General features: G+C 52.0%; 20 protein-coding genes. 6 read left to right on the top strand and 14 right to left on the bottom strand.

What is annotated here, in order from left to right; translation table 11 throughout:
• Window positions 1-148: 148 nt before the first annotated feature.
• The gene (locus ACAN56_RS07390) at window positions 149-1,087 is read left to right on the top strand and encodes a C40 family peptidase (protein ID WP_379141667.1); all 939 of its coding nucleotides are present in this window, start codon (window positions 149-151) and stop codon (window positions 1,085-1,087) included.
• Window positions 1,088-1,191: 104 nt separating this feature from the next.
• Here ACAN56_RS07390 and ACAN56_RS07385 read toward each other — a convergent pair whose 3' ends face one another.
• Window positions 1,192-3,924 carry a calcium-translocating P-type ATPase, SERCA-type gene (locus ACAN56_RS07385; RefSeq protein ID WP_379141665.1) on the bottom strand — a complete coding sequence of 911 codons (2,733 nt, stop codon included), beginning with the start codon at window positions 3,922-3,924 and terminating at the stop codon, window positions 1,192-1,194.
• Between the two features lie 139 nt (window positions 3,925-4,063).
• Window positions 4,064-4,483 (bottom strand): DUF2500 domain-containing protein, encoded by a 420-nt coding sequence (locus ACAN56_RS07380; RefSeq protein WP_231578430.1) that lies wholly within the window; start codon window positions 4,481-4,483, stop codon window positions 4,064-4,066.
• A 181-nt stretch (window positions 4,484-4,664) separates the two neighbouring features.
• Here ACAN56_RS07380 and ACAN56_RS07375 point away from each other — a divergent pair, with 181 nt between their 5' ends.
• The 4 genes from ACAN56_RS07375 (at window position 4,665) to ACAN56_RS07360 (ending at window position 7,752) form a co-directional block, all read left to right on the top strand.
• A complete protein-coding gene (locus tag ACAN56_RS07375) occupies window positions 4,665-5,030 on the top strand; it encodes a hypothetical protein (RefSeq protein ID WP_038590609.1) in 366 nt (121 codons plus the stop codon).
• Window positions 5,031-5,105: 75 nt separating this feature from the next.
• Window positions 5,106-5,600 (top strand): cation:proton antiporter regulatory subunit, encoded by a 495-nt coding sequence (locus tag ACAN56_RS07370; RefSeq protein WP_038590606.1) that lies wholly within the window; start codon window positions 5,106-5,108, stop codon window positions 5,598-5,600.
• A gap of 3 nt (window positions 5,601-5,603) precedes the next feature.
• Window positions 5,604-6,851, top strand: a complete 1,248-nt coding sequence (locus ACAN56_RS07365; protein WP_038590603.1) for a cation:proton antiporter — start codon at window positions 5,604-5,606, stop codon at window positions 6,849-6,851.
• A gap of 31 nt (window positions 6,852-6,882) precedes the next feature.
• Complete coding sequence (locus ACAN56_RS07360; RefSeq protein WP_052092029.1) at window positions 6,883-7,752, top strand: YitT family protein; 870 nt, start codon at window positions 6,883-6,885, stop codon at window positions 7,750-7,752.
• A 128-nt stretch (window positions 7,753-7,880) separates the two neighbouring features.
• On the opposite strand, the gene ACAN56_RS07355 is transcribed toward ACAN56_RS07360, so the two are convergent.
• The 4 genes from ACAN56_RS07355 to ACAN56_RS07340 all read right to left on the bottom strand — a co-directional run bounded on the left by ACAN56_RS07355 (window position 7,881) and on the right by ACAN56_RS07340 (window position 13,022).
• On the bottom strand, window positions 7,881-8,168 hold the full coding sequence (locus ACAN56_RS07355; protein WP_038590600.1) for a stage VI sporulation protein F: 288 nt from the start codon (window positions 8,166-8,168) through the stop codon (window positions 7,881-7,883).
• Window positions 8,169-8,234: 66 nt separating this feature from the next.
• Window positions 8,235-10,286, bottom strand: a complete 2,052-nt coding sequence (gene recG, locus ACAN56_RS07350; protein WP_038590597.1) for an ATP-dependent DNA helicase RecG — start codon at window positions 10,284-10,286, stop codon at window positions 8,235-8,237.
• A gap of 13 nt (window positions 10,287-10,299) precedes the next feature.
• On the bottom strand, window positions 10,300-11,160 hold the full coding sequence (locus ACAN56_RS07345) for a DegV family protein (RefSeq protein ID WP_038590594.1): 861 nt from the start codon (window positions 11,158-11,160) through the stop codon (window positions 10,300-10,302).
• An 83-nt stretch (window positions 11,161-11,243) separates the two neighbouring features.
• Complete coding sequence (locus tag ACAN56_RS07340; RefSeq protein ID WP_038590591.1) at window positions 11,244-13,022, bottom strand: DAK2 domain-containing protein; 1,779 nt, start codon at window positions 13,020-13,022, stop codon at window positions 11,244-11,246.
• Between the two features lie 191 nt (window positions 13,023-13,213).
• Between ACAN56_RS07340 and rpmB the strand changes: the two genes are divergently transcribed.
• Complete coding sequence (gene rpmB, locus ACAN56_RS07335) at window positions 13,214-13,402, top strand: 50S ribosomal protein L28 (RefSeq protein ID WP_019911441.1); 189 nt, start codon at window positions 13,214-13,216, stop codon at window positions 13,400-13,402.
• Window positions 13,403-13,502: 100 nt separating this feature from the next.
• On the opposite strand, the gene spoVM is transcribed toward rpmB, so the two are convergent.
• The 8 genes from spoVM to fmt all read right to left on the bottom strand — a co-directional run bounded on the left by spoVM (window position 13,503) and on the right by fmt (window position 22,086).
• On the bottom strand, window positions 13,503-13,583 hold the full coding sequence (gene spoVM / locus ACAN56_RS07330) for a stage V sporulation protein SpoVM (protein ID WP_020431362.1): 81 nt from the start codon (window positions 13,581-13,583) through the stop codon (window positions 13,503-13,505).
• 185 nt (window positions 13,584-13,768) lie between these two features.
• Window positions 13,769-14,437, bottom strand: coding sequence for a ribulose-phosphate 3-epimerase (rpe, locus tag ACAN56_RS07325; protein ID WP_379141657.1), 669 nt, complete (start codon window positions 14,435-14,437; stop codon window positions 13,769-13,771).
• A 3-nt stretch (window positions 14,438-14,440) separates the two neighbouring features.
• Window positions 14,441-15,346 carry a ribosome small subunit-dependent GTPase A gene (gene rsgA / locus ACAN56_RS07320; protein ID WP_038590583.1) on the bottom strand — a complete coding sequence of 302 codons (906 nt, stop codon included), beginning with the start codon at window positions 15,344-15,346 and terminating at the stop codon, window positions 14,441-14,443.
• A 119-nt stretch (window positions 15,347-15,465) separates the two neighbouring features.
• A complete protein-coding gene (gene pknB, locus ACAN56_RS07315) occupies window positions 15,466-17,694 on the bottom strand; it encodes a Stk1 family PASTA domain-containing Ser/Thr kinase (RefSeq protein ID WP_038590580.1) in 2,229 nt (742 codons plus the stop codon).
• The gene (locus tag ACAN56_RS07310; RefSeq protein WP_038590577.1) at window positions 17,691-18,467 is read right to left on the bottom strand and encodes a Stp1/IreP family PP2C-type Ser/Thr phosphatase; all 777 of its coding nucleotides are present in this window, start codon (window positions 18,465-18,467) and stop codon (window positions 17,691-17,693) included. Before ACAN56_RS07310 ends, pknB begins: the two co-directional genes overlap by 4 nt.
• A 6-nt stretch (window positions 18,468-18,473) precedes the next feature.
• A complete protein-coding gene (gene rlmN / locus ACAN56_RS07305; RefSeq protein ID WP_038590574.1) occupies window positions 18,474-19,514 on the bottom strand; it encodes a dual-specificity RNA methyltransferase RlmN in 1,041 nt (346 codons plus the stop codon).
• A 179-nt stretch (window positions 19,515-19,693) separates the two neighbouring features.
• Complete coding sequence (gene rsmB, locus ACAN56_RS07300) at window positions 19,694-21,151, bottom strand: 16S rRNA (cytosine(967)-C(5))-methyltransferase RsmB (RefSeq protein ID WP_379141652.1); 1,458 nt, start codon at window positions 21,149-21,151, stop codon at window positions 19,694-19,696.
• The gene (gene fmt / locus ACAN56_RS07295; protein ID WP_379141650.1) at window positions 21,148-22,086 is read right to left on the bottom strand and encodes a methionyl-tRNA formyltransferase; all 939 of its coding nucleotides are present in this window, start codon (window positions 22,084-22,086) and stop codon (window positions 21,148-21,150) included. Before fmt ends, rsmB begins: the two co-directional genes overlap by 4 nt.
• Window position 22,087 lies beyond the last annotated feature (1 nt).

Below are 22,087 nucleotides of genomic sequence, written 5' to 3'. Positions count from 1 at the left end.
CATTTCGGGGATGTCGTCGAATCCCTCCTTAGAGGCTGCTTTTCTTGCAAGATCAGGAAGCTAAGCCAAGATGTTCACTCCCCCTGATCTTATAAAAAAAATCTCCTTGCGCAAACTGAACTTACAGTCTGAACATGGAGTGTGTCCGATGACATTTACTTATCCAACTAAAACAATCACGAAAACTGCTGTGATCCTTGCCATTGTTATGTCCACCAGCGCATGCGGGTATTACAAAAACGAGGCAAAACCAAAAGTCAATTCGGTGACACCTGCCGGCACTTTTGCGGGCAGCTATTATGAGAAATCCCATGTCACCGACAAGCAGGGAAAGTTCTGGATTCCGCTGAAACCCGCCGCTGCCTCAATCGGCTACCGGATGAAGGATGACACCGCCAGCGGAGGTTATGCCAAGCTCGGCTATACGGATGTGATGTACATGCTGCGCCCGAACTCCACTCAGGTCTTTTCACTGGGGGAAAAAATCACCCTGCCTGACGCGCCGGTGCGCCGTGACGGTCAAATCTATATCACTCCTACAGCTTTGTCCAAGCTGCTGCAAACCGAGGTGGGCTGGAACCCCACCAGCGGTGAGATCAATATCGCTTTGCCGTCAGACAAGGAAGCCCTTAGCAATACTGAAAAAAACGGTAACTCCAATATGGCCAAACCGCTGCGCATCCAGAGCGCTTCGAGCGTAGATACCGGTCAACTAGTCGCCTTTGCCAAAAGATTTCTGGGTGTACCTTACGATTTTGGCGCCGGTTCTTATGAGGATACCGGACGTTTCGACTGCTCCTCCTTCACAAGGCATGTATTTAAAAGGTTTGGCGTGGATCTGCCCCGGCTGGCTAAAGACCAGGACAACATCGGCAGACGGGTAAGCCGCAGTGAGCTGCAGGCCGGAGATCTGATTTTTTTCACCGTGCCAGGACGTTTTGACAGTGACGCGATACCGGGGCATGTAGGTATTTATATCGGCGACGGAAAGTTCATCCATACCTGGGGTGATCCCGGTGTACAGATCAGCGAACTGGACAGCGGATATTGGAGCAACGTGATACTGCATATGCAGCGCGTGCTGTAACCACATAGCAGCGTAGGTTGCGTAAGTAAAGAAGAGCCTGGTCTCCTGTAAAGAAGACCAAGCTCTTTTTTACATTTTAAATCAACTGATGTGATCCGGTTTCACTAGTCCCAACCTTTGCCTTTGCCGCTCAGCCGGACAAACAGCTTCACCAGTTCAACTAAAACAACGATGGACACGGCTGCCCCGCAGACAATCCACCACTGCAAACCGTTCAGATGCTGTACACCAAACCAATCGTTGAGACCCGGAATAATGATGACCAGCACCAGCAGCAGTCCGGAAATCACCGACGCGCCCAGCATATATTTGTTGCTGAACAAGCCGATCTGGAACAGAGATTTCGTATTGGATCTGACGTTGAAGGCATGTGTAATTTGAAGCAGACCAAGGGTGGCAAAAGCCATCGTAACCGCGACACCCTCATCATAATGGGTATGCGCCCAGTAATAGACGAGCAGTGTCAGTGCCGCTTCGATGATCCCCTGGTAGACAATCCCTGTCCCCACACCACCGGAAAAAATACTGCTGCTGGACTTGCGGGGTTTCTTTGTCATTACATCTTCCCCGGCTTTTTCCAGCCCCAGTGCCAGCGCAGGCAGCGTATCCGTCACCAGGTTGATCCAGAGGATGTGAATAGGCTCAAGAATCCGCCAGCCGATCATTGTGGCGATGAACAAGGTCAGCACTTCCCCAAGGTTGGCGGAGAGCAGGAACTGGATGGCTTTGCGGATATTGCTGTATACCTTCCGTCCTTCCTCCACCGCAACTACAATGGTCGTGAAGTTATCGTCGGCCAGCACCATGTCGGATACGCCTTTCGCGACATCCGTTCCCGTAATCCCCATGCCCACACCGATATCCGCTGACTTCAAAGCCGGTGCATCGTTCACCCCGTCTCCAGTCATAGCGACGATCTTGCCCTTTTTTCTCCACGCTTTGACGATCCTTACCTTGTGCTCCGGAGAAACACGGGCATATACGGAATAGTCCTCGACCCTATTGGCAAAATCCGCCTCGCTGATCTTATCCAGTTCGCGTCCGGTCAGTACGCTCTTGTCGTCATCGATGATACCCAGCCGTTTGGCGATAGCCGCAGCGGTGTCTCTGTGGTCGCCGGTAATCATAACCGGACGGATACCCGCCTTACGGCAGACCGCTACAGCGTCGCGCACTTCATCGCGCGGGGGATCAATCATCCCGACGAGGCCGATGAATACCAGATCCTTCTCTGTTGTGTCCGGTGAAGGTTTGTCTGGAAGCTCTGCATAATCACGGTAGGCAAAAGCCAGCACCCGCAGCGCTTCGTCGGCAAGGGCCTTATTGCTTGCAGTAATCTTGCGGGAATGCTCCTCTGTGAGCGGAATGAGCTCCCCGGCCTCATAAATATGGCTGCACTTGGAAAGCAGCACATCGGGAGCACCTTTCGTAAGCCCGCGAAACTTCCCTGCCTCCACCTGATGAATCGTTGTCATCAGCTTGCGGTCCGAGTCAAAGGGCAGCTCGCTTTTCCGTGGATACTGCTTCTCCAGCTCCCGCTTGTCAGTGCCGATGCTCAGCGCATAGTCCACAAGGGCTGTCTCCGTGGGATCCCCGATAATCGCTTTGCCGCTTTTGGTCCCGCTGGCTTTATCCCCCTTTGTGTTCTCTGAACCTTGCTTGCCGGTAGTGCTGCCTTCGTCAATGCTGGAATCATTGCACAGCGTCATCGCCTGCAGCAGCAGCTCACCGCCCGGAGTTTCCTTGAGCTGTTCGGTCGCCTCAATAGTTGCTCCATTGGCGTACAGCTTCTCGACAGTCATTTTGTTGAGTGTCAACGTTCCTGTTTTGTCGGAGCAGATAATTTCAGTGCTACCGAGCGTCTCCACCGCAGGCAGCTTGCGGATAATCGCTTTGCGTCCGGCCATGCGCTGAACGCCAAGCGCCAGAATGATCGTTACGATCGCCGGCAGTCCTTCAGGAATCGCCGCAACCGCCAGTGAGATCGAGGTGAGCAGCATATCCAGCATTTCTCTGCCCTGGAGCAATCCAACGGCAAAAATGACTACACACACGCCCAGAATAATATACGTGAAGTATTTCCCCAGTTCATCCAGCTTTTTCTGCAGCGGAGTAACATCCGTTTCTTCCTCTGCGATAAAGCCGGCAATTCTTCCGACCTCAGTCTTCATCCCTGTGGCTGTAACGACGCCAACAGCTCTTCCGTACGTGACGCTGCTGCTCATATATGCCATATTTGTCCGGTCGCCTATTACGAGATCTGTCCCCTCCAGTTTGTCGGCATGCTTATCCGAAGGCAGCGACTCACCGGTTAACGCAGCTTCCTCCGTCTGAAGTGATGCTGTTTCCAGCAGCCTGACATCGGCAGGTACGACATTGCCTGCTTCCAGCAGGACAATATCACCGGGCACAAGCTCCTCACTCTTGATCTCCGTCACCTGACCGCCGCGGCGGACCCGGGCATGCGGCGAAGACATGCTTTTCAGCGCTTCCAGTGCCTGTTCTGCCTTATTTTCCTGGATGACACCAAGCACCGCATTCAATATAACAACCAGCAGGATGATGATTGTATCCGTCCATTCCCCGAGAATACCTGACAGCACCGCGGCCGCCAGCAGAATAAAGATCATTACATTTTTGAACTGCTCAATAAATTTGGCCAGCAGTGACTTTGGCTTTGCCTCCTGCAGCATATTTTTCCCGTACCGCTCCAGCAGCTGCGCCGCCTGTTCTGAAGTTAATCCCTCTTCGCTTGTCTCTAGCCGTTTCAGGACTTCCTCTTTCTCCAGCAGATGAAACGGCTGTTGATCTTGTTGATTTGCAGAGTTCGAATTCAAGCTGTCAGCTCCTCCCATGTTATAAAGTGGTGTATAGCAAATCACTTATATGGAGTTTTACCCAAAATTAACCGCGGAATTCTGAAAATTTAAGGACATTTTTCAAAGCTTGCTCAGAAACATCTGCAAACAACGACGATCAGCCTTCAGTATTTTGAAAACCGGGATGCTCAAAGCCCTTAAACCTGGTTCCCTGATATACAAGCTCCCCCCGGTCTCCTTCAACAATCAATCCAAAGGCCTTATTTGGTACCTGCAGTTCGACGCGGCGTCCATCTTGAAACTCAAAAGTTACATAGTAGCTCGTGTGGGCCCCGGAGTCGCCTGATCCGCCCCAGACCTGTGTCCGTTTGGTCACGGCCGCAGCGTACGCGGAGACCAAGGGACTGGCATTATTGCTACTCCAGATGCCGATGGCTTTGATGATAAAAAAGATAAAAAAACCAATCACCAGCAAAAAAATCAGCTTAAAAAAGAAAGGCATTCCATAAATAAAACTCCAAAAAAAACTGCCCTGCGGAAATTGCCCAAAACCGCTAATAAAGCTCTGTCCGTTCAAATCCATCTCTCCTCTTTCAAAAAAAATATTAAAAGTACGATTTACTTTAAAATACGCTTTATTTCTCCATCAGTTTCAGTTTTTCAGCCTTGTAAAATGAAAAAAGAGCTGATTTGAATTTGGCCCGGCACAAGAACGTATGTTATGCTTTATATACAAGATACAGTAAGGAGGTGATCTCATGAGGGCATATCTAGCGTATTTTTCCTACTCAAAACTGCTTCGGGCCGCATTTATTCCGATTCTTCTGTTTACCCTGATAGCAGGAGCCATCAGTGCTTTCAGCACTGTGAAGGATGAAGGGGAGACCCACAAATTTGAACGCTATGAGCATAAAATGGCGACGCCAGTTCGTGCACATTCAACACCTATTAAATTTGTACCCGCTGTCCGCTTACCGCATCATGGGATCACTCCGGTAGTTCTGCCGGAACCTCCCGTACCTGTACTTGTGGTTTCGCTTTCCCCAATTATTTACATTACGCTGAAGCGGCTGCTGCTGCAACCGCTTAGATATACTTCAAATTTGGTGCATCGCCCCATTTAACGGCAGAAATAGAAATGCATATTTACTCTCACAGAAGAACAATCTTAAGACATATCAATTGGAGGCTGGACTTTCATGAACTATAGAGAATCAGATCTGCCGGGAATCGGCAAAAAATTTCTGCTGCAAACGCGCAGCGGCGACAAGCTAGTGGTCATTGTGCATGACGACGGCAGACGCGAGCTGTACCATTTTGATTATGATGATCCGGATCAGAGTGTATCCATGGTTACACTGGACGATGATGAAGCTAGGCATATCTCTGCCATTGTCGGCGGAGTCACCTACAAGCCCAAGGCCCTGGAGTCCATTGAGGTGGCACTGGATGATTTGATCATCGAATGGTACCGCCTCGAGTTAGGATTCAAGTGCATCGGGCATACGATCGGCGAATTGGATGTACGTGCACGTGCAGGCGTCACTATTATTGCGATCATTGAAAAAAACCACCAGAAACATCTGAGTCCTGGACCGGAAGTTTTGCTGAAAGCGGACTGCACCGTTGTCGCTGCCGGGGAGAGACATCAGCATAAGCAGTTCAAACACATTCTACGAAATGGATGTGGTTAATAGATGAGCCATTATATTATTTTTGAAGTTGGCCTGGCCATTGTCCTGATTGCGCTTGCCGGAATCATCTCCACCAAACTCCGCTTTTCTGTAATTCCTTTCTATATTCTAATCGGGATGGCCGTTGGGCCCCACGCCTTCAAAATTTGGCATCTCGATTTCCGCTTTATCGAAAGTGCTTCCCTGATCGAATTTATGGGCCGCATCGGCGTACTCTTCCTGCTGTTCTATCTGGGGCTGGAGTTCTCCGTGGGCCGGCTTGTCAAAGCAGGACGGTCGATCGTAACTGGCGGTACGATATATATCCTGATCAATTTTACACTGGGGCTGGTCCTCGGCTGGGCACTCGGTTTCCCTCTGGAGGAGATTCTAATTATTGCCGGAATCACCACGATCTCTTCCAGTGCGATTGTAGCCAAGGTATTGGTTGATTTGAAGCGAACCGCAAATCCCGAGACCGAAATGATTCTCGGCATCATCATGTTTGAGGATGTATTTCTCGCAGTCTACATCTCCATTCTCTCGGGCCTTGTCCTCAGCGGCTCTTCGTCGCTTGGCGGCGTACTGCTGTCCGCGCTGCTCGCGCTTGGATATATGCTGGCCCTCCTCATTATCGGACGCAAGCTAGTTCCCTGGCTCAACCGCGTCCTGAACATCCGTTCCAGTGAATTATTCGCGCTTGTCATTTTCGGTGCCCTCTTTCTCATTGCCGGCTTCTCCGAAACGATCCATGTTGCCGAAGCGATCGGAGCATTGCTTGTCGGGCTGGTGCTCGCCGAAACCGAGCATGTGAAACGGATTGAGAAACTGGTCATCCCGTTCCGTGACTTCTTTGGAGCCATCTTCTTTTTCAGCTTCGGTTTGACCATTGACCCGCTCTCCCTCGGAGGAGAAGCGTTCTGGTATTCATTAGCTGCGGTAATCATAACACTGTTCGGAAATTTCTTGGCAGGAATGCTGGCGGGACGCAGTGCAGGTCTCAGTCCGCGGGCTTCGTCCAACATTGGCCTAACTATCGTCTCCCGTGGGGAGTTCTCCATTATTATGGCCAATCTTGGCAAAGCGGGCGGACTGATGGCGATCCTTCAGCCATTCGCTGCCATGTACGTTCTGATGCTGGCCATCCTTGGTCCGCTGCTGACAAAGGAGTCCAAGACGATTTACAAGCTCCTGGATAAGGTATTCAAATTCGAAAAGCGGCATCTCGCACGCAAAGCGAAACAAGCCGCCCCTGTACTCGACAAAGAGTAAATAGAGTTCCCTGTTGAAGGGAGGGACGTGTATGAAGAAACGTTTACGCGGGGAATACACCCCGCCACAGCACAAGGGAATCCGCATTCTCTCCGTTATTGGCGGAGGACTGCTGGCCGCTGTCGGGCTGGAGCTGTTTCTGATTCCGCATAAGCTGGTCCCTGGCGGAATTGCCGGACTGTCTGCTCTGCTCGCCCATCTTACCGAAATGCGGCTTGGCCTGTTTCTGTTTCTGTTCAATCTGCCGTTTATTCTTTTGTCACGCAGGCAGATTGACATCCGGTTTGCCCTTTATACGATGCTCGGGTTGATTTGCTTGACCATAGGCTCATTGGCCTTGCATCACTTTCCAGCCGTTGTCAGTGAGCCGCTTGCTGCAGCAATAGCTGGTGGTCTCTGCCTTGGCTTTGGAATCGGTATTTCAATCCGCTTCGGCGGCATCAGCAACAAGACCAGTGAACAGGGTTATGTCTTGCTAAGCGGCAGCTTGCCGAAATCGGCGGAAACCGTCATTATGCTGCTCAACTGTGTCATTCTGCTATTCGGAGGTGTGCTGTTTGGCTGGGATCAGGCGATGTACAGCATTATCGCCTATCTGCTGGCCTTTGAAGGCATCCGGATCTCGCTTCGGGACCTATCGCGCTCCAGGGCTGTCTGGATTACCAGCAGCCACTGTGATGAAATCTCCAAAGCGCTCCACCAATCGCTCGAGCGGGAGACCAAACTTGTCCAGGCTTCCGGGCCGGAGGGACAGAAAGGCACGCTCTTCTGTCTTGCCAGCAAGATGGAGGAAGCCACTTTGACTTCAATTGTGAAGGAATGCGACGAGGACAGCCTCATTGTCGTGCGCGCAGCGCAGGGCCGGGGCATCGCCGATTTTTTCCGCAAAAAAATCAGCTGAAAGATAACTCTGCCGGACTTTCCTGAACTGTGAATGGCTATTACCTATGAAAAAGGCGTTCCCGCTGCTGCAGCGCGGGAACGCCTTTTCCTATCTGCCAGATCCGGGTCTAGCAACCGCCCGTTTCTTCAACGGAACATGCCCCATAACCGGATCAGGTGAAACGTATTGCTCGGATCAATCTTCTGTGCGATCACAAATTTCACGATTTGCTCTTCCTGGGCTGACGACAGCTTCTCACCCATAACTGCCGCAGCATTGCGTACCAGCCTGCGCACAACTCCTGTGTCCTGCAGCTCTTGCTTGGAAATACCGTTAATCATATTTTTGATGCGTTCCTTGACTGCCGGATTCTTCATCTTCAGCTTGATGCGTTCCACCAGCTGCGGGCTGATTCCGTATTGCTGATAACCCAAGCGCAGCACCTCCCGTCATATCCAATCATTCACAGTATATGAGGGCAGGTTGCCGCATGTGCCTAATTAATCGATAATATCTCCCTGGAATATTTGTTCGTTCTGCAAATAGCTCCGCAGCGGTGCATAATCTGGGGATGTCCAGAAGGAAGAATCCTTCAGCAGCTCCGCAGCATCGTCGCGCGCCTGCTCCAGTGTCTCAAAATCCGCAGTCATGTCCGCCAGCCGGAATTCCGGCAGACCGCTTTGCTTCGTACCAAAGAAATCCCCCGGACCTCTTAGCTCCAGATCACGGCGGGAGACCTCGAATCCGTCGTCCGTATCGGTCATGGCGGTCATCCGTTCCCGGCCGATCTCCGACTTAGGATCAGCCACAAGCACACAATATGACGCATGCTGGCCTCTACCGACCCGCCCGCGCAGCTGATGCAGCTGTGACAAACCGAAGCGGTCCGCATCCATGATGATCATCAGCGTGGCATTGGGAACATCGACGCCAACCTCCACGACCGTAGTGGAGACAAGCAGCTGAAGCTCGTTGCTGTAGAAGGCGCGCATCACTTCATCTTTCTCACCCGGCGTCATCCGTCCATGCAGCAGCCCAACTTTATAGTTCGGAAAGGCCTGGGACATCTGGACATGCAGGTCTATCGCGTTCTGCACATCCAGCTTCTCCGACTCTTCGATCAGGGGGCAGATGAGATAGGCCTGACGGCCTTGATCAATCTCACGGCTGACCAGGTTCAGCACACGCTCCATCAGATCATGCTTCACCCAATAAGTCGTGATTGGAACCCGTCCTTTAGGCCGCTCTGACAAAGTCGAGACGTCCATATCCCCGAAGACCGTAATTGCCAATGTCCGCGGGATCGGGGTCGCCGTCATCGTCAGCACATCCGGGTTATACCCTTTGCGCCGGAGGACACTGCGCTGGTTCACTCCGAAGCGGTGCTGTTCATCGGTAACCACAAGCCCCAGCCCGCGGAAGAATACATCATCCTGTATCAAAGCATGGGTGCCGACCACGACGTCCAGCACGCCCATTTGCAGTGAGGCCAGCAGATCCTTACGTTTGCGCCCTGAGACACTGCCCGTCAACAGGCCTACCGTGATGCCAAACGGCTCAAACATTTTGGTCAGCGAGCGCATATGCTGCTCGGCCAGAATCTCCGTCGGCACCATCAGCGCGCCCTGAAACCCCGACCTCACGGTGGCAAAGAGCGCAATGGCCGCAAGCACCGTTTTGCCTGAGCCAACATCCCCCTGCAGCAGCCGGTTCATGCAGTAACCGGACCGCATGTCCTGCAGAATCTCCAGCTCTACATGCTTCTGCGCATCCGTCAATTCAAACGGCAGACTGCGCACAAAGGAGCGGACGGTAGAGTTATCAACTGTATGCACTACACCGTCCATTCTACCGTGGTTCAGCACCCGGAAGGCCTGCACCTTAAGCTGGAACAGAAACAGCTCTTCATACACCATTCTGCGCCGTCCCTGCTGCCCTTCGCGTGTATCCTCCGGCTGGTGGATCGTCGCTATGGCCCGCTTGCGGGGCATAAAATCATATTTTCGCATAATGACGTGCGGCAATATTTCCGGAATCATCTCTCCGAACTGCTGCATGCCCTGGTTAATAACCTTGCGGATCCAGGACTGGGTAATCTTTCCGCCCACAGAGTATACCGGCTGCAGGGTGCCTGTCTTGCCCTCCCCTCGGTCCGGGAACTCATAATCCGTCACCGTAATCTGGCTGCGCTTCTGGTCCCATTTACCGGTTAACACGATCTCCCGGCCTACAGTCAACTGCTCGCGCACATAATGCTGATTGAACCATGTAGCGGTGAACATCCAGGGTTCAGCCACCATCTTGCAGCTTAAGCGCGACTTGCCGCCAAACCGCTGAAGTACAGGGATGCCAATCACCTTGGCCACCAGGGTAGCCTTGTCACCATGCTTCACTTCACTCAGCGAGCGGGGGCGGAAATCCTCATAACGGAATGGGTAATACTCCAGCAGATCCTTTACTGTAAAAACGCCAAAGGCGTGGAGCTCGGATTGCTTTTGAGCGCTCACGCCAGTTATTTGCTTCACTTCAATTTTTTCCAAAGACAGGTTCATGTTCATCCCCTATTTACGCGGGCCAAATGAATACGGCTAAGGTACCGTTGCCGACATGGCTGCCTACGACAGGGCCGATGTTGGTCAGCACTTTCTCATTCAGGGTGAAGTGCACGGCTAATTCCTGCAGGAATTCTTCGCCGTAAGCCGGTTCAGCCGTATGACCCACAGCCACATTGATTTTGTCCACTCCCGGCAGATCGTTTTTGAACAGCTCGATCATGCGGGCTATTGCCTTCTTCCGGCCTCTGACCTTCTCTACCGCATAAATAATGCCTTCTGCATCAATGGAGAGAATCGGCTTGATATTCAGCAGCGTGCCTAATATGGCGGATGCTTTGCCGATTCTGCCGCCCTTTTGCAGATATTCCAGTGTATCTACCAGGAAATAAAGTTTGCGCGATTGGCGCAGCTTCTCCACGGCTGTCAGAATCTCCTCCGGGCTTATACCTTCTTTAGCCATTCTGGCCGCTTCCACTACCATAAATCCGAAACCGTAGGATGCGGACAGGGAATCTACCACAGTGATGGCGTCCCCTTCCTCATCCAGCATCGATTTGGCCAGGACTGCAGACTGATAAGTTCCGCTAAGTCCGGATGATATATGAAAAGATAGAATCGTACTGCCTTGATGACGCTCCAGAATACTGCGATACAAATTCATATATTCCACCGGAGACGGCTGAGATGTGGTCGGCAGCTTCGCTGAGTGGGGAAGACGCTCATAGAACTGCTCCGGTGTCATATCCACATTGTCCCTGTACGCTTCCTCGCCGAACATTAATGTCAGCGGCACGACCTCAATGCCGTATGCTTCCGCCAGAGCCGGCGGAATATCTGAGGTGCTGTCTGTGACAATTACGGTACGATTCATGGGTTTCCTCCCCAAACTATGATTAAGCAGTCCGCACGAGGCGGAGTATGCTTTGATGCTGACAGAAGGAATTCAGTCTCCGCCTATGGCTCTACCGAGAAAACATAATAATACAGCGGCTGCCCGCCCTCATGAACCTCAACTTCAACCTGAGGATAAGCCTCTTCCAGCCAGCTGCTGAGTGACGCGGTCACTTCCGCTTCTGCTTCAGCACCGGTCAGAACTGTAACGATCTCGTCGCCGTTCTCCAGCATGCTTGTGAGCAGTTGCTTGCTTGCAGCGAGCAATTCATCGGAAGCAGCAACGATCTTCGAATTGGAAATACCGATATACTGTCCGGATTTGATCTCCAGCTCTTCAATCACGGTATCACGTACGGCGTTCGTAACCTGGCCGGATTTCACATGTGCGATGGCTTCCAGCATGTTGCTTGTATTGGCATCCACTGCATCATCTTCCTGGAAGGCAAATGCAGCGGCAATTCCCTGCGGGATGCTCTTGCTCGGAATCACCGTGATATCCCGTTCGTCCTCAAGCAGCTCTTTAGCCTGCTGTGCGGCAAGCACGATGTTGGAGTTGTTAGGCAGAATATAAACATGCTTCGCAGAGATGGATGAGATCGCATTTACGAAATCCTCCGTACTGGGATTCATGGTCTGTCCGCCTGCTAGAACCGCATCGACCCCGAGGCTTTTGAAAATATCGGTAATCCCGCCGCCGGAGGATACGGCGATAAAGCCGTACGGTGCCATATCGTCCGCCGGAGGAACCGCCGGGGCAGGCACTGTGCTCTTCTCGCTAGGGATATCTGCAAACAGATCCGGCATTGGAGCGATATCCATACCGGTCGTCAGCAGATCGCGATGCTGCTCACGCATATTCAGAATATGGATCTGGGTGATCTCGCCGTAGAGCAATGCCAGGCTCATCACTTCACCAGGAGTCTTGGAATGCACATGCACTTTGATCGTGTCGTCATCGGAAATGACGATGATTGAATCCCCATTAACTGACAACGCTTTCCGAAAAGCTTCCTCATCAAAATCCGCTTTCACGGCTGCGCCAAGCTGGCGGTTGATGAAAAATTCCATATCATATAAAAATTCGATATCTTCCGTGGACAGCTGGGATTGCGCAGAAGACTGCACGGAGGACAATATATTCTCAGGTTTGGTGAGCACAGGTGCCGTTACAACGGCAGGTGCCGGAGCTTGTCCTTGTACAGACGCCGGAGATGCGGAGACTCCGCTTGTCAGATACTGATGAAATCCTTCGTAAATGTAGACCAGACCTTGGCCGCCAGAGTCAACCACGCCAACCTGCTTCAGAACAGGCAGAAGTTCCGGAGTATTGGCTAATGCCTCTTTGGCTTTGGCCAGGACCTCCGTCATAAGCTCCGTAATGTCTGTCGTGCGGCGAGCGTAATATACCGCATGTCTGGCAGCTTCTTTGGCGACGGTGAGTATAGTGCCTTCTACAGGCTTGACCACCGCTTTGTAGGCCGTATCCACTCCGGTCTGCAGTGCTGCCGCGAACTGTTGCGTGTTCAATTCATCATATTGGGCTGCGGAACGTCCAAGACCTCTGAACAGCTGTGACAAAATAACGCCAGAGTTTCCCCGTGCACCCATCAGGAGACCTTTGGAGAGTACTCCTGCACATTGTCCGACAGAGGCGGTATTATTCTTTTTCAATTCGTTCGCGCCTGCAGTCATCGTCAAATTCATATTAGTTCCCGTATCTCCATCCGGAACCGGAAATACATTTAAGGAATTGACGTGCTCTGCATGCTGCTGCAGCTTTTCCGCTCCGGCGAGTACCATTGCGGTAAAATCTGCTCCGTTTATAGAACGCTTACTCAATGAGAATTCCCCTTCCTAACTTCATGCCTAATCAATTCTATGATTAACTGGACATAATACACTAATTTATATTGTACTATAAGAGCCAAAAGAAATAAATGTTTTTGAATCGGTTGACGTAGCAAATTTTGCTGTGATATTATATTTAAGTATTGTTTTATGCAGGTGTTAGTAACAAGGAGGTGTAATCTATGTCCCGCAAATGTACTGTAACAGGCAAGAAACCGGGCAGCGGCAACCACGTGTCTCACGCAAACAACCGCAACCGTCGTTCTTGGGGAGTTAACGTTCAGAAGGTCCGTATCCTAGTGAACGGCAAACCGAAACGCGTGTACGTCAGCACCCGTGCTTTGAAAGCCGGCAAAGTTGAACGCGTTTAGTCTTGGATTATCCTAGACCTAGCGATATCTCATATGAAGCAAAAAGCACCCTTTACATACGTAAGGTGCTTTTTTTCATGTTTTCAGTTCTGATCCTTCCTCAGCTTTTCTGAAAAGTATTCAAAATCGCTTTAACAAAACCTCCCAAAAATCTTGGCAGCTTAAACGTGTAAAATTTCATCATTAACCCTCCCATCAATTCATGCCGTACGCTAGGAGACTTTCCTGTCTTTTCTGTTTGCGCAAACGAGCTGCAGAGCTCCCTTATGGAACAAAAAAAGGCTACATGAGATTTCTGCTCATGTAACCATATTTATGCACCCACAACTTGGCCTATACCTCAAGACTAATTAGGCGGCCGCCCGATTAACGGATTGCTGCCTCTGCTGCTTCACGGATTGCTTTGATGGCGGCAGCGCGATCGCTGCGTCCAAACACGGCATTGCCTGCGACAAGGGTGTCTGCGCCCGCTTCAGCCACCAGGGGTGCCGTTGCTTCGGCAATTCCGCCGTCGACCTCGATGCGCAGCCCTTTGTGATTGGCTTCATTCGCCCACTCCCGGATCTGCCGGATCTTACGCAGTGTATGGGGAATGAAGGCTTGGCCGCCAAAGCCGGGATTCACGGTCATCACAAGCACCATATCCACATCCTCAAGCACCTCGCGCACGGCAGAAGCCGGAGTCCCCGGATTGATCGCCACGCCGGCCATCAGGCCCAGCTCCTTGATCTGATGGATAACCCGGTGGAGATGCACGCAAGCCTCTGCGTGTACCGTAATCACCGCTGCACCGGCTGCAGCAAAATCGGCAATGTAACGTTCCGGATTCTCAATCATCAGGTGCACATCAAGCGGTAAAGAAGTGTGGGACTTCACTGCTTTGACAATGGGCGGACCCAGCGTAATATTCGGCACAAAATGACCGTCCATCACATCCACGTGAATCCAGTCTGCACCACTGGCCTCCGCTTCCGCTACTTCAGTACCAAGTGCGGCGAAATCCGCCGATAACAAAGATGGGGCAATTATAATCATCAGTTAGTACCTCCGCTTCTTGTCTTTCATTTCATTGTAGAATAGCTTGTAATGCTCATAGCGGCTGTCTGCAATTTCTCCAGCCTGCCATGCCTCGATGACACGGCAGGATGGCTCATGCAGATGACTGCAGCCGCGGAACTTGCAATTCTCCGCATAAGGAGCAAACTCCCGGAAGCAGACCGACAGCTCCTCCACGCCGAGTTCCAAAAAGTCCAACTGGCTGAACCCGGGTGTATCGGCCACAAAGCCGCCATTACCGATATCCATCAGCTCCACATGGCGGGTAGTATGGCGTCCCCGGCCGAGCCGCAGGCTGATTTCACCCGTCTCCAGTTCAAGACCGGGCACCAGCCGGTTCAGCAGCGTTGACTTGCCTACACCGGATTGTCCGGAGAAGACACTGATGACTCCGGCAAGCCGGTTGCGCAGCTCATCGCTGCCAGAGCCGGTTAAAGAGCTAGTAACCATCACTTCGTAGCCGATACGTTCATAAAGCTCTTTAACCATTTGCGTTGCTTTCCCATCGTCATCCGCTAAATCCTGTTTGGTCAGCACAATCAGGGTGTTCAGACCGGAATGTTCGATGTGGACCAGAAACTTGTCCAGGAGATTCAAATTCATATCCGGCTCCCGCACCGAGAACAGCAGTACAGCCAGCTTCACGTTGGCAACCTGCGGGCGGATGAGTTCCGATTCACGCGGAAGCAATTCGTCAACCATCCCTTCCCCGTTTTCGGTCAGAACATAGATTATGCGGTCACCGACGAGCGGAGCAACCCCTTTTTTCTTAAGAATCCCCCGACCACGGCATTGAACGGCCTCTTCCTCTGTCGCTATTACTCCGTCCCGGAGCGGCTTAACGTAATAATATCCGCTTAACGCTTTGATAATTATTCCTTCAGGCATACATAGTGAGCCTTCCTCTCCTGATTTTGCGCAAATGACCCAAGCTTGAAGCTCCCCGGGTCATTTCGCTGCCGCAGCTTCCCTGGTCAAATTCACCGGTTCAGCTTCAGCTTTTCTCTTTAGGATTTGTTTTTTTCTTTATTTTTACCGTTTGTTTTCTTGTCATTCGTCAGTACATTTGCATTCTTGGAGTTATCCGGCAAATATCCGGTCTGATTCTGACCCGCTTCACCCGTGTTTTCGCCTTCGCCGGTAGGCGGAGACAGAATCTCCGGTTCAATTGTCTCTTCAGGCGGACTTTCAGTTGGCGCCTGAGTAGGTTCAGGTGTAGGTACAGGTGTCGCTGTCGCTGGAGGCTCAGGCATCTGCACAGTTCCGTTTTTGGCATCCGAGTAACGGATCTCAAAAGCCTCAATATAATCTCCGTTCTGGTAGATCGAGACTGCTCCGTCTTTATTCGGGGCAAGGATCAGAGGTACGGATAAGACCTGACTCTTCGCGATCGTGCGGGTTCCCCATTCCTGCTGGGCTCCATCTTTGGTGGCATCAGAGAAAACAATACGGATTTGAGTCTTCTTACCGTCACTTGACGGAGCTACAGGCACTTTAAAGACATAATCAATAGCCTCCGGCGGAAACCCTGTGCTTATGGAAATGGAGACCTTATCGCCAGGTGCAGCAGTATCCCCTTCTTCATAAGGCCATTGCTTCATGACCTGTCCCTTTTCAACGGAATAACTGGTATCTTCCTTGACCTCATCAAGAACAAGGCCCAGCTCCTCCAATTTCGCTTTTGCCTGCTTCTGGGTTGAACCGGTAAGATCAGGCATAGTAACCGTGTCTTTGCCTTGACTGACATATAGCTTAATAGAGCTCGTCTCGGGATCATAATCACTCCCCGCAGCCGGTTCAGAACGAATGACCTGTCCTTCAGGAATGTTATCGTTGTGCTCTTCTACCGGGGTGATCCGTTCCTGCTCCACTCCCTCTGCAATCAGCGCTTTAACGGCTTCGTCGTAGGTTTGTGTGGACAATTCCAGCATTTTAGACAGAGTCTTTTCTGTACTGACCGACAGGATGATATGCGTTCCTTCTTTGACGATTGTTTCAGCTTTTTTACCCTGTTCCCATACGATATTCTCAGCGAAATCCGGGTTGTACTGCATAACCGGTTCCGCAATGAGTCCTGCCTCATCCAGCATGGAAGTGGCTTTCTCAAGCGTTTGGTTAACCACATCCGGCACTGTCACTTCGTCAACGACCAGCTTGGCATTTACATACCACACAACACTGCCCATAGCGAGCAAGATTACAAGTGTAAGACTAATCCATAAAGCTGGGCGGCCCCATCTCCGCTTACCCGGGTTGGAAGGAATGATCTCATCCTCTTCCCGCTGCATTTGCATCCGGTCTTCACCGCCGCTGCGGTTGCCAAGCCCCCGCTGGAGCGGCTTGATCGCTGGAATAATCCGTGTTCTGTCCTCGTCATCCCCGTCATCGTGGAACAGGGATTTGGCTTCACTGCGCCGCTCAGGCAGCAGGCATGTCTCTAAATCCTGCAGCATCTGCTTGGCCGATTGATAACGTTCCTCCGGATTTTTGCGCATGGATCTCAGGATTACATTCTCCACACTCTGCGGAATCAGCGGATTGAGCAGACGTGGCTCCTCAAATTCCTCCTGCAGATGCTTCAGCGCAACACTGATCGGACTTTCGCCCAGAAACGGCAGTACGCCCGTCAGCATCTGATAGAGCACAATACCTAAAGAATAGAGGTCAGATTTCTCTCCAGTGGTCACACCCTTGGCATGCTCCGGGGAGAAATAGTGCACTGAACCTACAACTGAACCCGTCTGGGTGATTGTAGTGGAAGTAACAGCACGGGCAATCCCGAAATCCGTTACTTTAACCCGTCCATTGCGGCCGATCAGAATGTTATGAGGTTTAATATCGCGGTGAATGATCTGGTTCTGGTGGGCATGGTCGAGCGCATCGCAAATCTGTGAAGCGATACGCACCGATTCATCTACCTGTAGCGGAGCCCGTTCCTTAATGATCTCATTCAGGTTCTTGCCTTCTATATATTCCATTACAATATAATGAACTTCGTCTTCTTGCCCCACATCATATATACTGACCACATTCGGATGTGATAAAGATGCGGCTGATTGCGCCTCCCGCCTAAACCGGCGGATAAATTCCTCATCATGCACAAATTGATTGCGCAGCACTTTAATGGCGACGTTCCGGTTTAGCAATATGTCATGCGCTCTATAGACAAGCGCCATACCGCCTCCACCGATCCGTTCGATGACTTGGTAACGGCCGCCCAATTCGTGACCGATCATCTATTCCACTCCTTTGTTTCGGGCACAGCGGCCTCTCCTTGATGTTCTAGCATAGCGAGGCTGATATTATCGCCGCCCCCAGCAAGCAATGCCAGCTGAAGCAACCGATCCGCTCTTTCCTCTAACGGTATTTCTTGTATTCCAGCAACCTTACCCATATGCTCCAGGCTGACAAAATTACTCAGGCCGTCGCTGCATAGCAGCAGAAGTTCCCCCATAGCCAGATTGACAGGAGCCAGATCAGCATGGACCTCGGGATCCGTCCCCAGTGCTCTTGTCAGCACGTTGCGGCGCGGATGGTTGTCGAGCTCCTCCAGGCTGATCTGGCCGTTCTTGAACAGCTCATTGACCAGCGTGTGATCCTCGGTTAATTGCGTAGCTGCACCGTCCTTAACCAGATAAGCCCTGCTGTCCCCTATATGGCCAATATATCCCGCTGACCCCTTCAGTAGAACAGAAACGACTGTAGTTCCCATATTATGGTACTTTTCGTCGCGCGAAGCCTCGCTGTGGACGATACCATTGGCTTCTGTAATTGCGGCAGCCAGCGCTTCCCGCAGCTCTTCCTCTGAAAGATCAGGCTGTAACCCTTCAAGGGAATTCCTCATCGTCTCCAAGGCGAGCCGGCTTGCGGTGTCGCCAGCCAAATGTCCGCCCATTCCATCGGCGATAATACCGAGGGTATAACCGTGGCGCGTCGCGCCGATCCAGACCGAATCCTCATTGACGGTACGTACCCGGCCAATGTCGCTGGCATGAACTGTTCTGATCAAATATCCTCACCCCAACTCCATATGTTTGGCGCGCAGCTGTCCGCATGCGGCCGCAATATCATGGCCCTGCTCACGGCGGATGGTAACATTCACACCCTGATCGGCCAAAATACGCTGAAATTCAAAGATATCATTACGTGAAGTTCTTACATACTTACGCTCCGGCACGTGGTTGACCGGAATCAGGTTGACATGGCAAAGCATTGTTTTGAGGACCCCCGCCAATTCCTTCGCATGCTCTGGCTGGTCGTTCACTCCGCCGATCAGTGCGTACTCGAAGCTGATACGACGCCCAGTCTTGGCCTGGTAGTAACGCAGAGATTCAATCACGTCGTCAAACGGATAGCGGCGGTTCACCGGCATCAGCTTGGAGCGCAGGGCATCATTTGGCGCATGAATCGAAATGGCCAGATTGATTTGTGTATCTTCCTCAGCGAATTTGTAAATGTTCGGTACAATTCCGCTGGTAGAAACGGTAATATGGCGCTGGCCAATATTCAGGCCTTTTTCATGGATCATAAGACGCAGGAATCTCATCGTTGCGTCATAGTTCTCAAAGGGCTCGCCTGTACCCATAATTACAATGCTGCTGACACGCTCGCCGCGCGCATCAAGAATTTGCTGTGAACGGACGACCTGGGCAACAATCTCGCCTGCGGTCAAATCGCGTTTCAGCCCACCAAGTGTGGAAGCACAGAAGGTACAGCCGATCCGGCAGCCTACCTGTGTCGTTACACACACGCTATTACCATAGTTATGTTTCATAATAACTGTCTCGATCGCATGATCGTCATGCAGACCGAACAGGAATTTCACAGTACCGTCCTTGGACTCCAGCTTCGTAATCTCGGTAAGGGCATTGATGCTGAACTGATCATTCAGCTTCATGCGCAGCGCCTTGGACAAATTGCTCATGGATTCAAACTCGCTTACCCGCTTTACATACAGCCAGTCGAAGATTTGTCCGCCGCGAAAAGCGGGCTCACCGTTATCTTTCGCCCACTGCTGCAACTCTTCCAAAGAAAAATCATATATTAAAGGTTTCATTATATTCAGCACCTGTTCTTTCATGAAGTATAAAAATGTATTGATTATACGCTTAGGATATGCGTATTATTTCTCATTCTTCCTATTTTAACACAAATTTCAGAGACGGTAAAAGAAAGCCCGCCACGCACAATACCCTGCGGGCGGGACAACTGTAAATCCCTTGCCGATTTACTATTTTACGAGAGTCGTTCCAGCCGGGCAATATAGAACCCATCGCTTCCAAAGTGCTGCGGCAGGAGCTGTATGCCCTCTCCTGCAGCAACTGCAGTTTCTTCAAGACGCTCCCATACAGGGGAGCTGAAAGTCACAGGTGCAAACCCGGGATTATTCTTTAGAAAATCAGCAACAATGGTGCTGTTCTCCGCCTGCTCTGTTGTGCACGTACTGTAGACCAGCACGCCGCCGGGTTTCAGCAGTCTGGCAACCGATTGCAGCAGCTCGCCCTGCAGGGCGGCAATACTGGCGACATCCTCCGGCTGCTTGCGCCATTTCAGATCCGGCTTGCGGCGGATTACGCCAAGGCCGGAGCACGGGGCATCCAGCAGGATGCGGTCAAAAGATTCCGGCTCAAGCGTATCCACAAGCTCAAGTGCATCGCGGCTGCCTGTTGTTATGGACTCCAGGCCCAGCCGCAGCGCCTGATCTGCAATCAGCTTTGCCTTATGTTCATGCAGATCATTGGCATAGATGCTGCCTTCGTCTTTCATCAGCTCAGCCATATGCGCGCTTTTGCCGCCCGGGGCAGCGCAGCAATCAAGCACGTTCATTCCCGGCTTAGGATCAACAGCTTCAGCCACCAGCATAGAGCTCTCATCCTGGATCGAGATGTATCCATCGCTGTACCAGGAGGTCAATGCCAGGTTACCTCCACCTTTTACAACAATCCCGTATGGGCTTACTCTTGACACAGAGGCTTCCAATCCCGCTTGCTGCATCTGTGCCAGCAGATTGTCCCTGCTGATCATCGTTGTGTTCACCCGCACGCTGACCGAAGGTGGTTCATTATTGGCCGCGCACATGGCTTCAGCCGTTTCCATACCATATTCAGCCGCCCAGCGTCGCACCATCCAGAGCGGATGCGAATGGAGAATGGAAATCCGCTCCTCCCCGCTGAGCCCTTCTTTCAGTACAGGCAGATCACCGGCCCGCAGCACGCTGCGGAGAACCCCGTTGACCATTCCCGAAATTCCTTGGTGTCCGCGTTTCTTGGCTATATTCACAGCCTCATTTACGGCTGCATGTGATGGAATCCGGTCGAGATACATGATTTGATACAGACTCAGGCGCAGCAGATTGCGCACCCAAGGCTGCAGCTTGGCGATTCCCTTAGTCACGAAATCTCCCAGTACATAATCCAGCGTTAACATCCTAGAGATGCTGCCGTATACAAGCTCTGTGACAAGTCCCGTATCTTCCCGGCTAAGCCCTGATTTCTGCAGGCTGCTGTTGAGCAGCAGGTTACTGTAAGCTCCCTGCTGTTCGACCCGGACGAGAACATCGAGAGCTACCTCACGGGCAGAGTCTGCCGACGATTTGCCGCCAGCAGCGCCCTTGCGGTTTGGTTTGGCAGTTGCCCTTTTTGTAGAGGGGGCCTGTCCACTTCGTCCTGCGCCATTGTGGCCGCCCGCGCTCAAACGAGCACCGTCCCGGGCTTCATGGCCGCGCCACGGCTGAAGTCGCCAGCGCTCATCGCTTTTTTGCCAGCAGGCTGTACTGAGGTCAACAGCACAACTCCGTCGCCGGTCTTCACCTCGACGCCCCGCTCGTTAACAGCTAATACCGTGCCTGGCGCAGACGTTCCACCCGTGCTGTTCCCGTCAGGCTTTGCTGCCGCCCACACCTTGAACGTTTCACCGTTCCAGAGCGTAAACGCGCCGGAGAACGGGACCAGTCCCCGAATGCGGTTATAAATTTCGCGCGATCCGGCATTCCAGTCAATCCGCTCGTCTTCCCTGCTGAGATTCGGCGCATAGGTGGCTTCACTGTCGTCTTGGCGCGTAGCCTGAAGACGACCGGTAGCCAAACGCGGCATTTCCGCCTTCAGCAGATCCCGTCCGGCAAGACTCAGCTTCTCAAACAATATCCCTGAAGTATCTTCATCTCCGATGGGAACCTCAACCCGCGATATCATATCCCCGGTATCCAGCCCTTCCGCCATGTACATCAGCGTGACTCCGGTGACCTGCTCACCGTTGATAATACAGCGCTGAATCGGCGCTCCACCGCGGTATTTCGGCAGCAGCGAGCCATGAACATTGACACAGCCATTCACGGGCAGTTCCAGCACCGATTTGGGCAGAATTTGACCGTATGCCGCAGTAACAATCAAATCCGGCTTATAGGCGGCCAGCTCTGATACGGCTTCCGGCCGGCGCAGCCGTTCTGGCTGCAGGACTGGCAGCCCCAGAGACAACGCCGCCTCCTTCACCGGAGTTGGTACAAGTGTCTTCTTGCGGCCTTGCGGCCGGTCAGGCTGGGTGACAACGGCCACAACTTCGTAGCCTTCCTCCACCAGCATCTGCAGGGAGGGCACCGCAAAAGCCGGCGTTCCCATGAACACTATCTTCATT

It is taken from the genome of Paenibacillus paludis (assembly GCF_042610515.1).
Lineage (GTDB): Bacteria > Bacillota > Bacilli > Paenibacillales > Paenibacillaceae > Paenibacillus_AQ.
This window is presented reverse-complemented; position numbering and strand designations above follow the sequence as displayed.

Coding starts and splice junctions, on each gene's coding strand:
- rpmB (WP_019911441.1), top strand. CDS start 13,214: ATGTCCCGCAAATGTACTGTAACAGGCAAGAAACCGGGCAGCGGCAAC.
- ACAN56_RS07365 (WP_038590603.1), top strand. CDS start 5,604: ATGAGCCATTATATTATTTTTGAAGTTGGCCTGGCCATTGTCCTGATT.
- rsgA (WP_038590583.1), bottom strand. CDS start 15,346: ATGCCTGAAGGAATAATTATCAAAGCGTTAAGCGGATATTATTACGTT.
- fmt (WP_379141650.1), bottom strand. CDS start 22,086: ATGAAGATAGTGTTCATGGGAACGCCGGCTTTTGCGGTGCCCTCCCTG.
- spoVM (WP_020431362.1), bottom strand. CDS start 13,583: ATGAAATTTTACACGTTTAAGCTGCCAAGATTTTTGGGAGGTTTTGTT.
- recG (WP_038590597.1), bottom strand. CDS start 10,286: ATGAACCTGTCTTTGGAAAAAATTGAAGTGAAGCAAATAACTGGCGTG.
- ACAN56_RS07370 (WP_038590606.1), top strand. CDS start 5,106: ATGAACTATAGAGAATCAGATCTGCCGGGAATCGGCAAAAAATTTCTG.
- rlmN (WP_038590574.1), bottom strand. CDS start 19,514: ATGAAACCTTTAATATATGATTTTTCTTTGGAAGAGTTGCAGCAGTGG.
- ACAN56_RS07360 (WP_052092029.1), top strand. CDS start 6,883: ATGAAGAAACGTTTACGCGGGGAATACACCCCGCCACAGCACAAGGGA.
- ACAN56_RS07345 (WP_038590594.1), bottom strand. CDS start 11,160: ATGAATCGTACCGTAATTGTCACAGACAGCACCTCAGATATTCCGCCG.
- rpe (WP_379141657.1), bottom strand. CDS start 14,437: ATGATTATAATTGCCCCATCTTTGTTATCGGCGGATTTCGCCGCACTT.
- ACAN56_RS07375 (WP_038590609.1), top strand. CDS start 4,665: ATGAGGGCATATCTAGCGTATTTTTCCTACTCAAAACTGCTTCGGGCC.
- pknB (WP_038590580.1), bottom strand. CDS start 17,694: ATGATCGGTCACGAATTGGGCGGCCGTTACCAAGTCATCGAACGGATC.
- ACAN56_RS07390 (WP_379141667.1), top strand. CDS start 149: ATGACATTTACTTATCCAACTAAAACAATCACGAAAACTGCTGTGATC.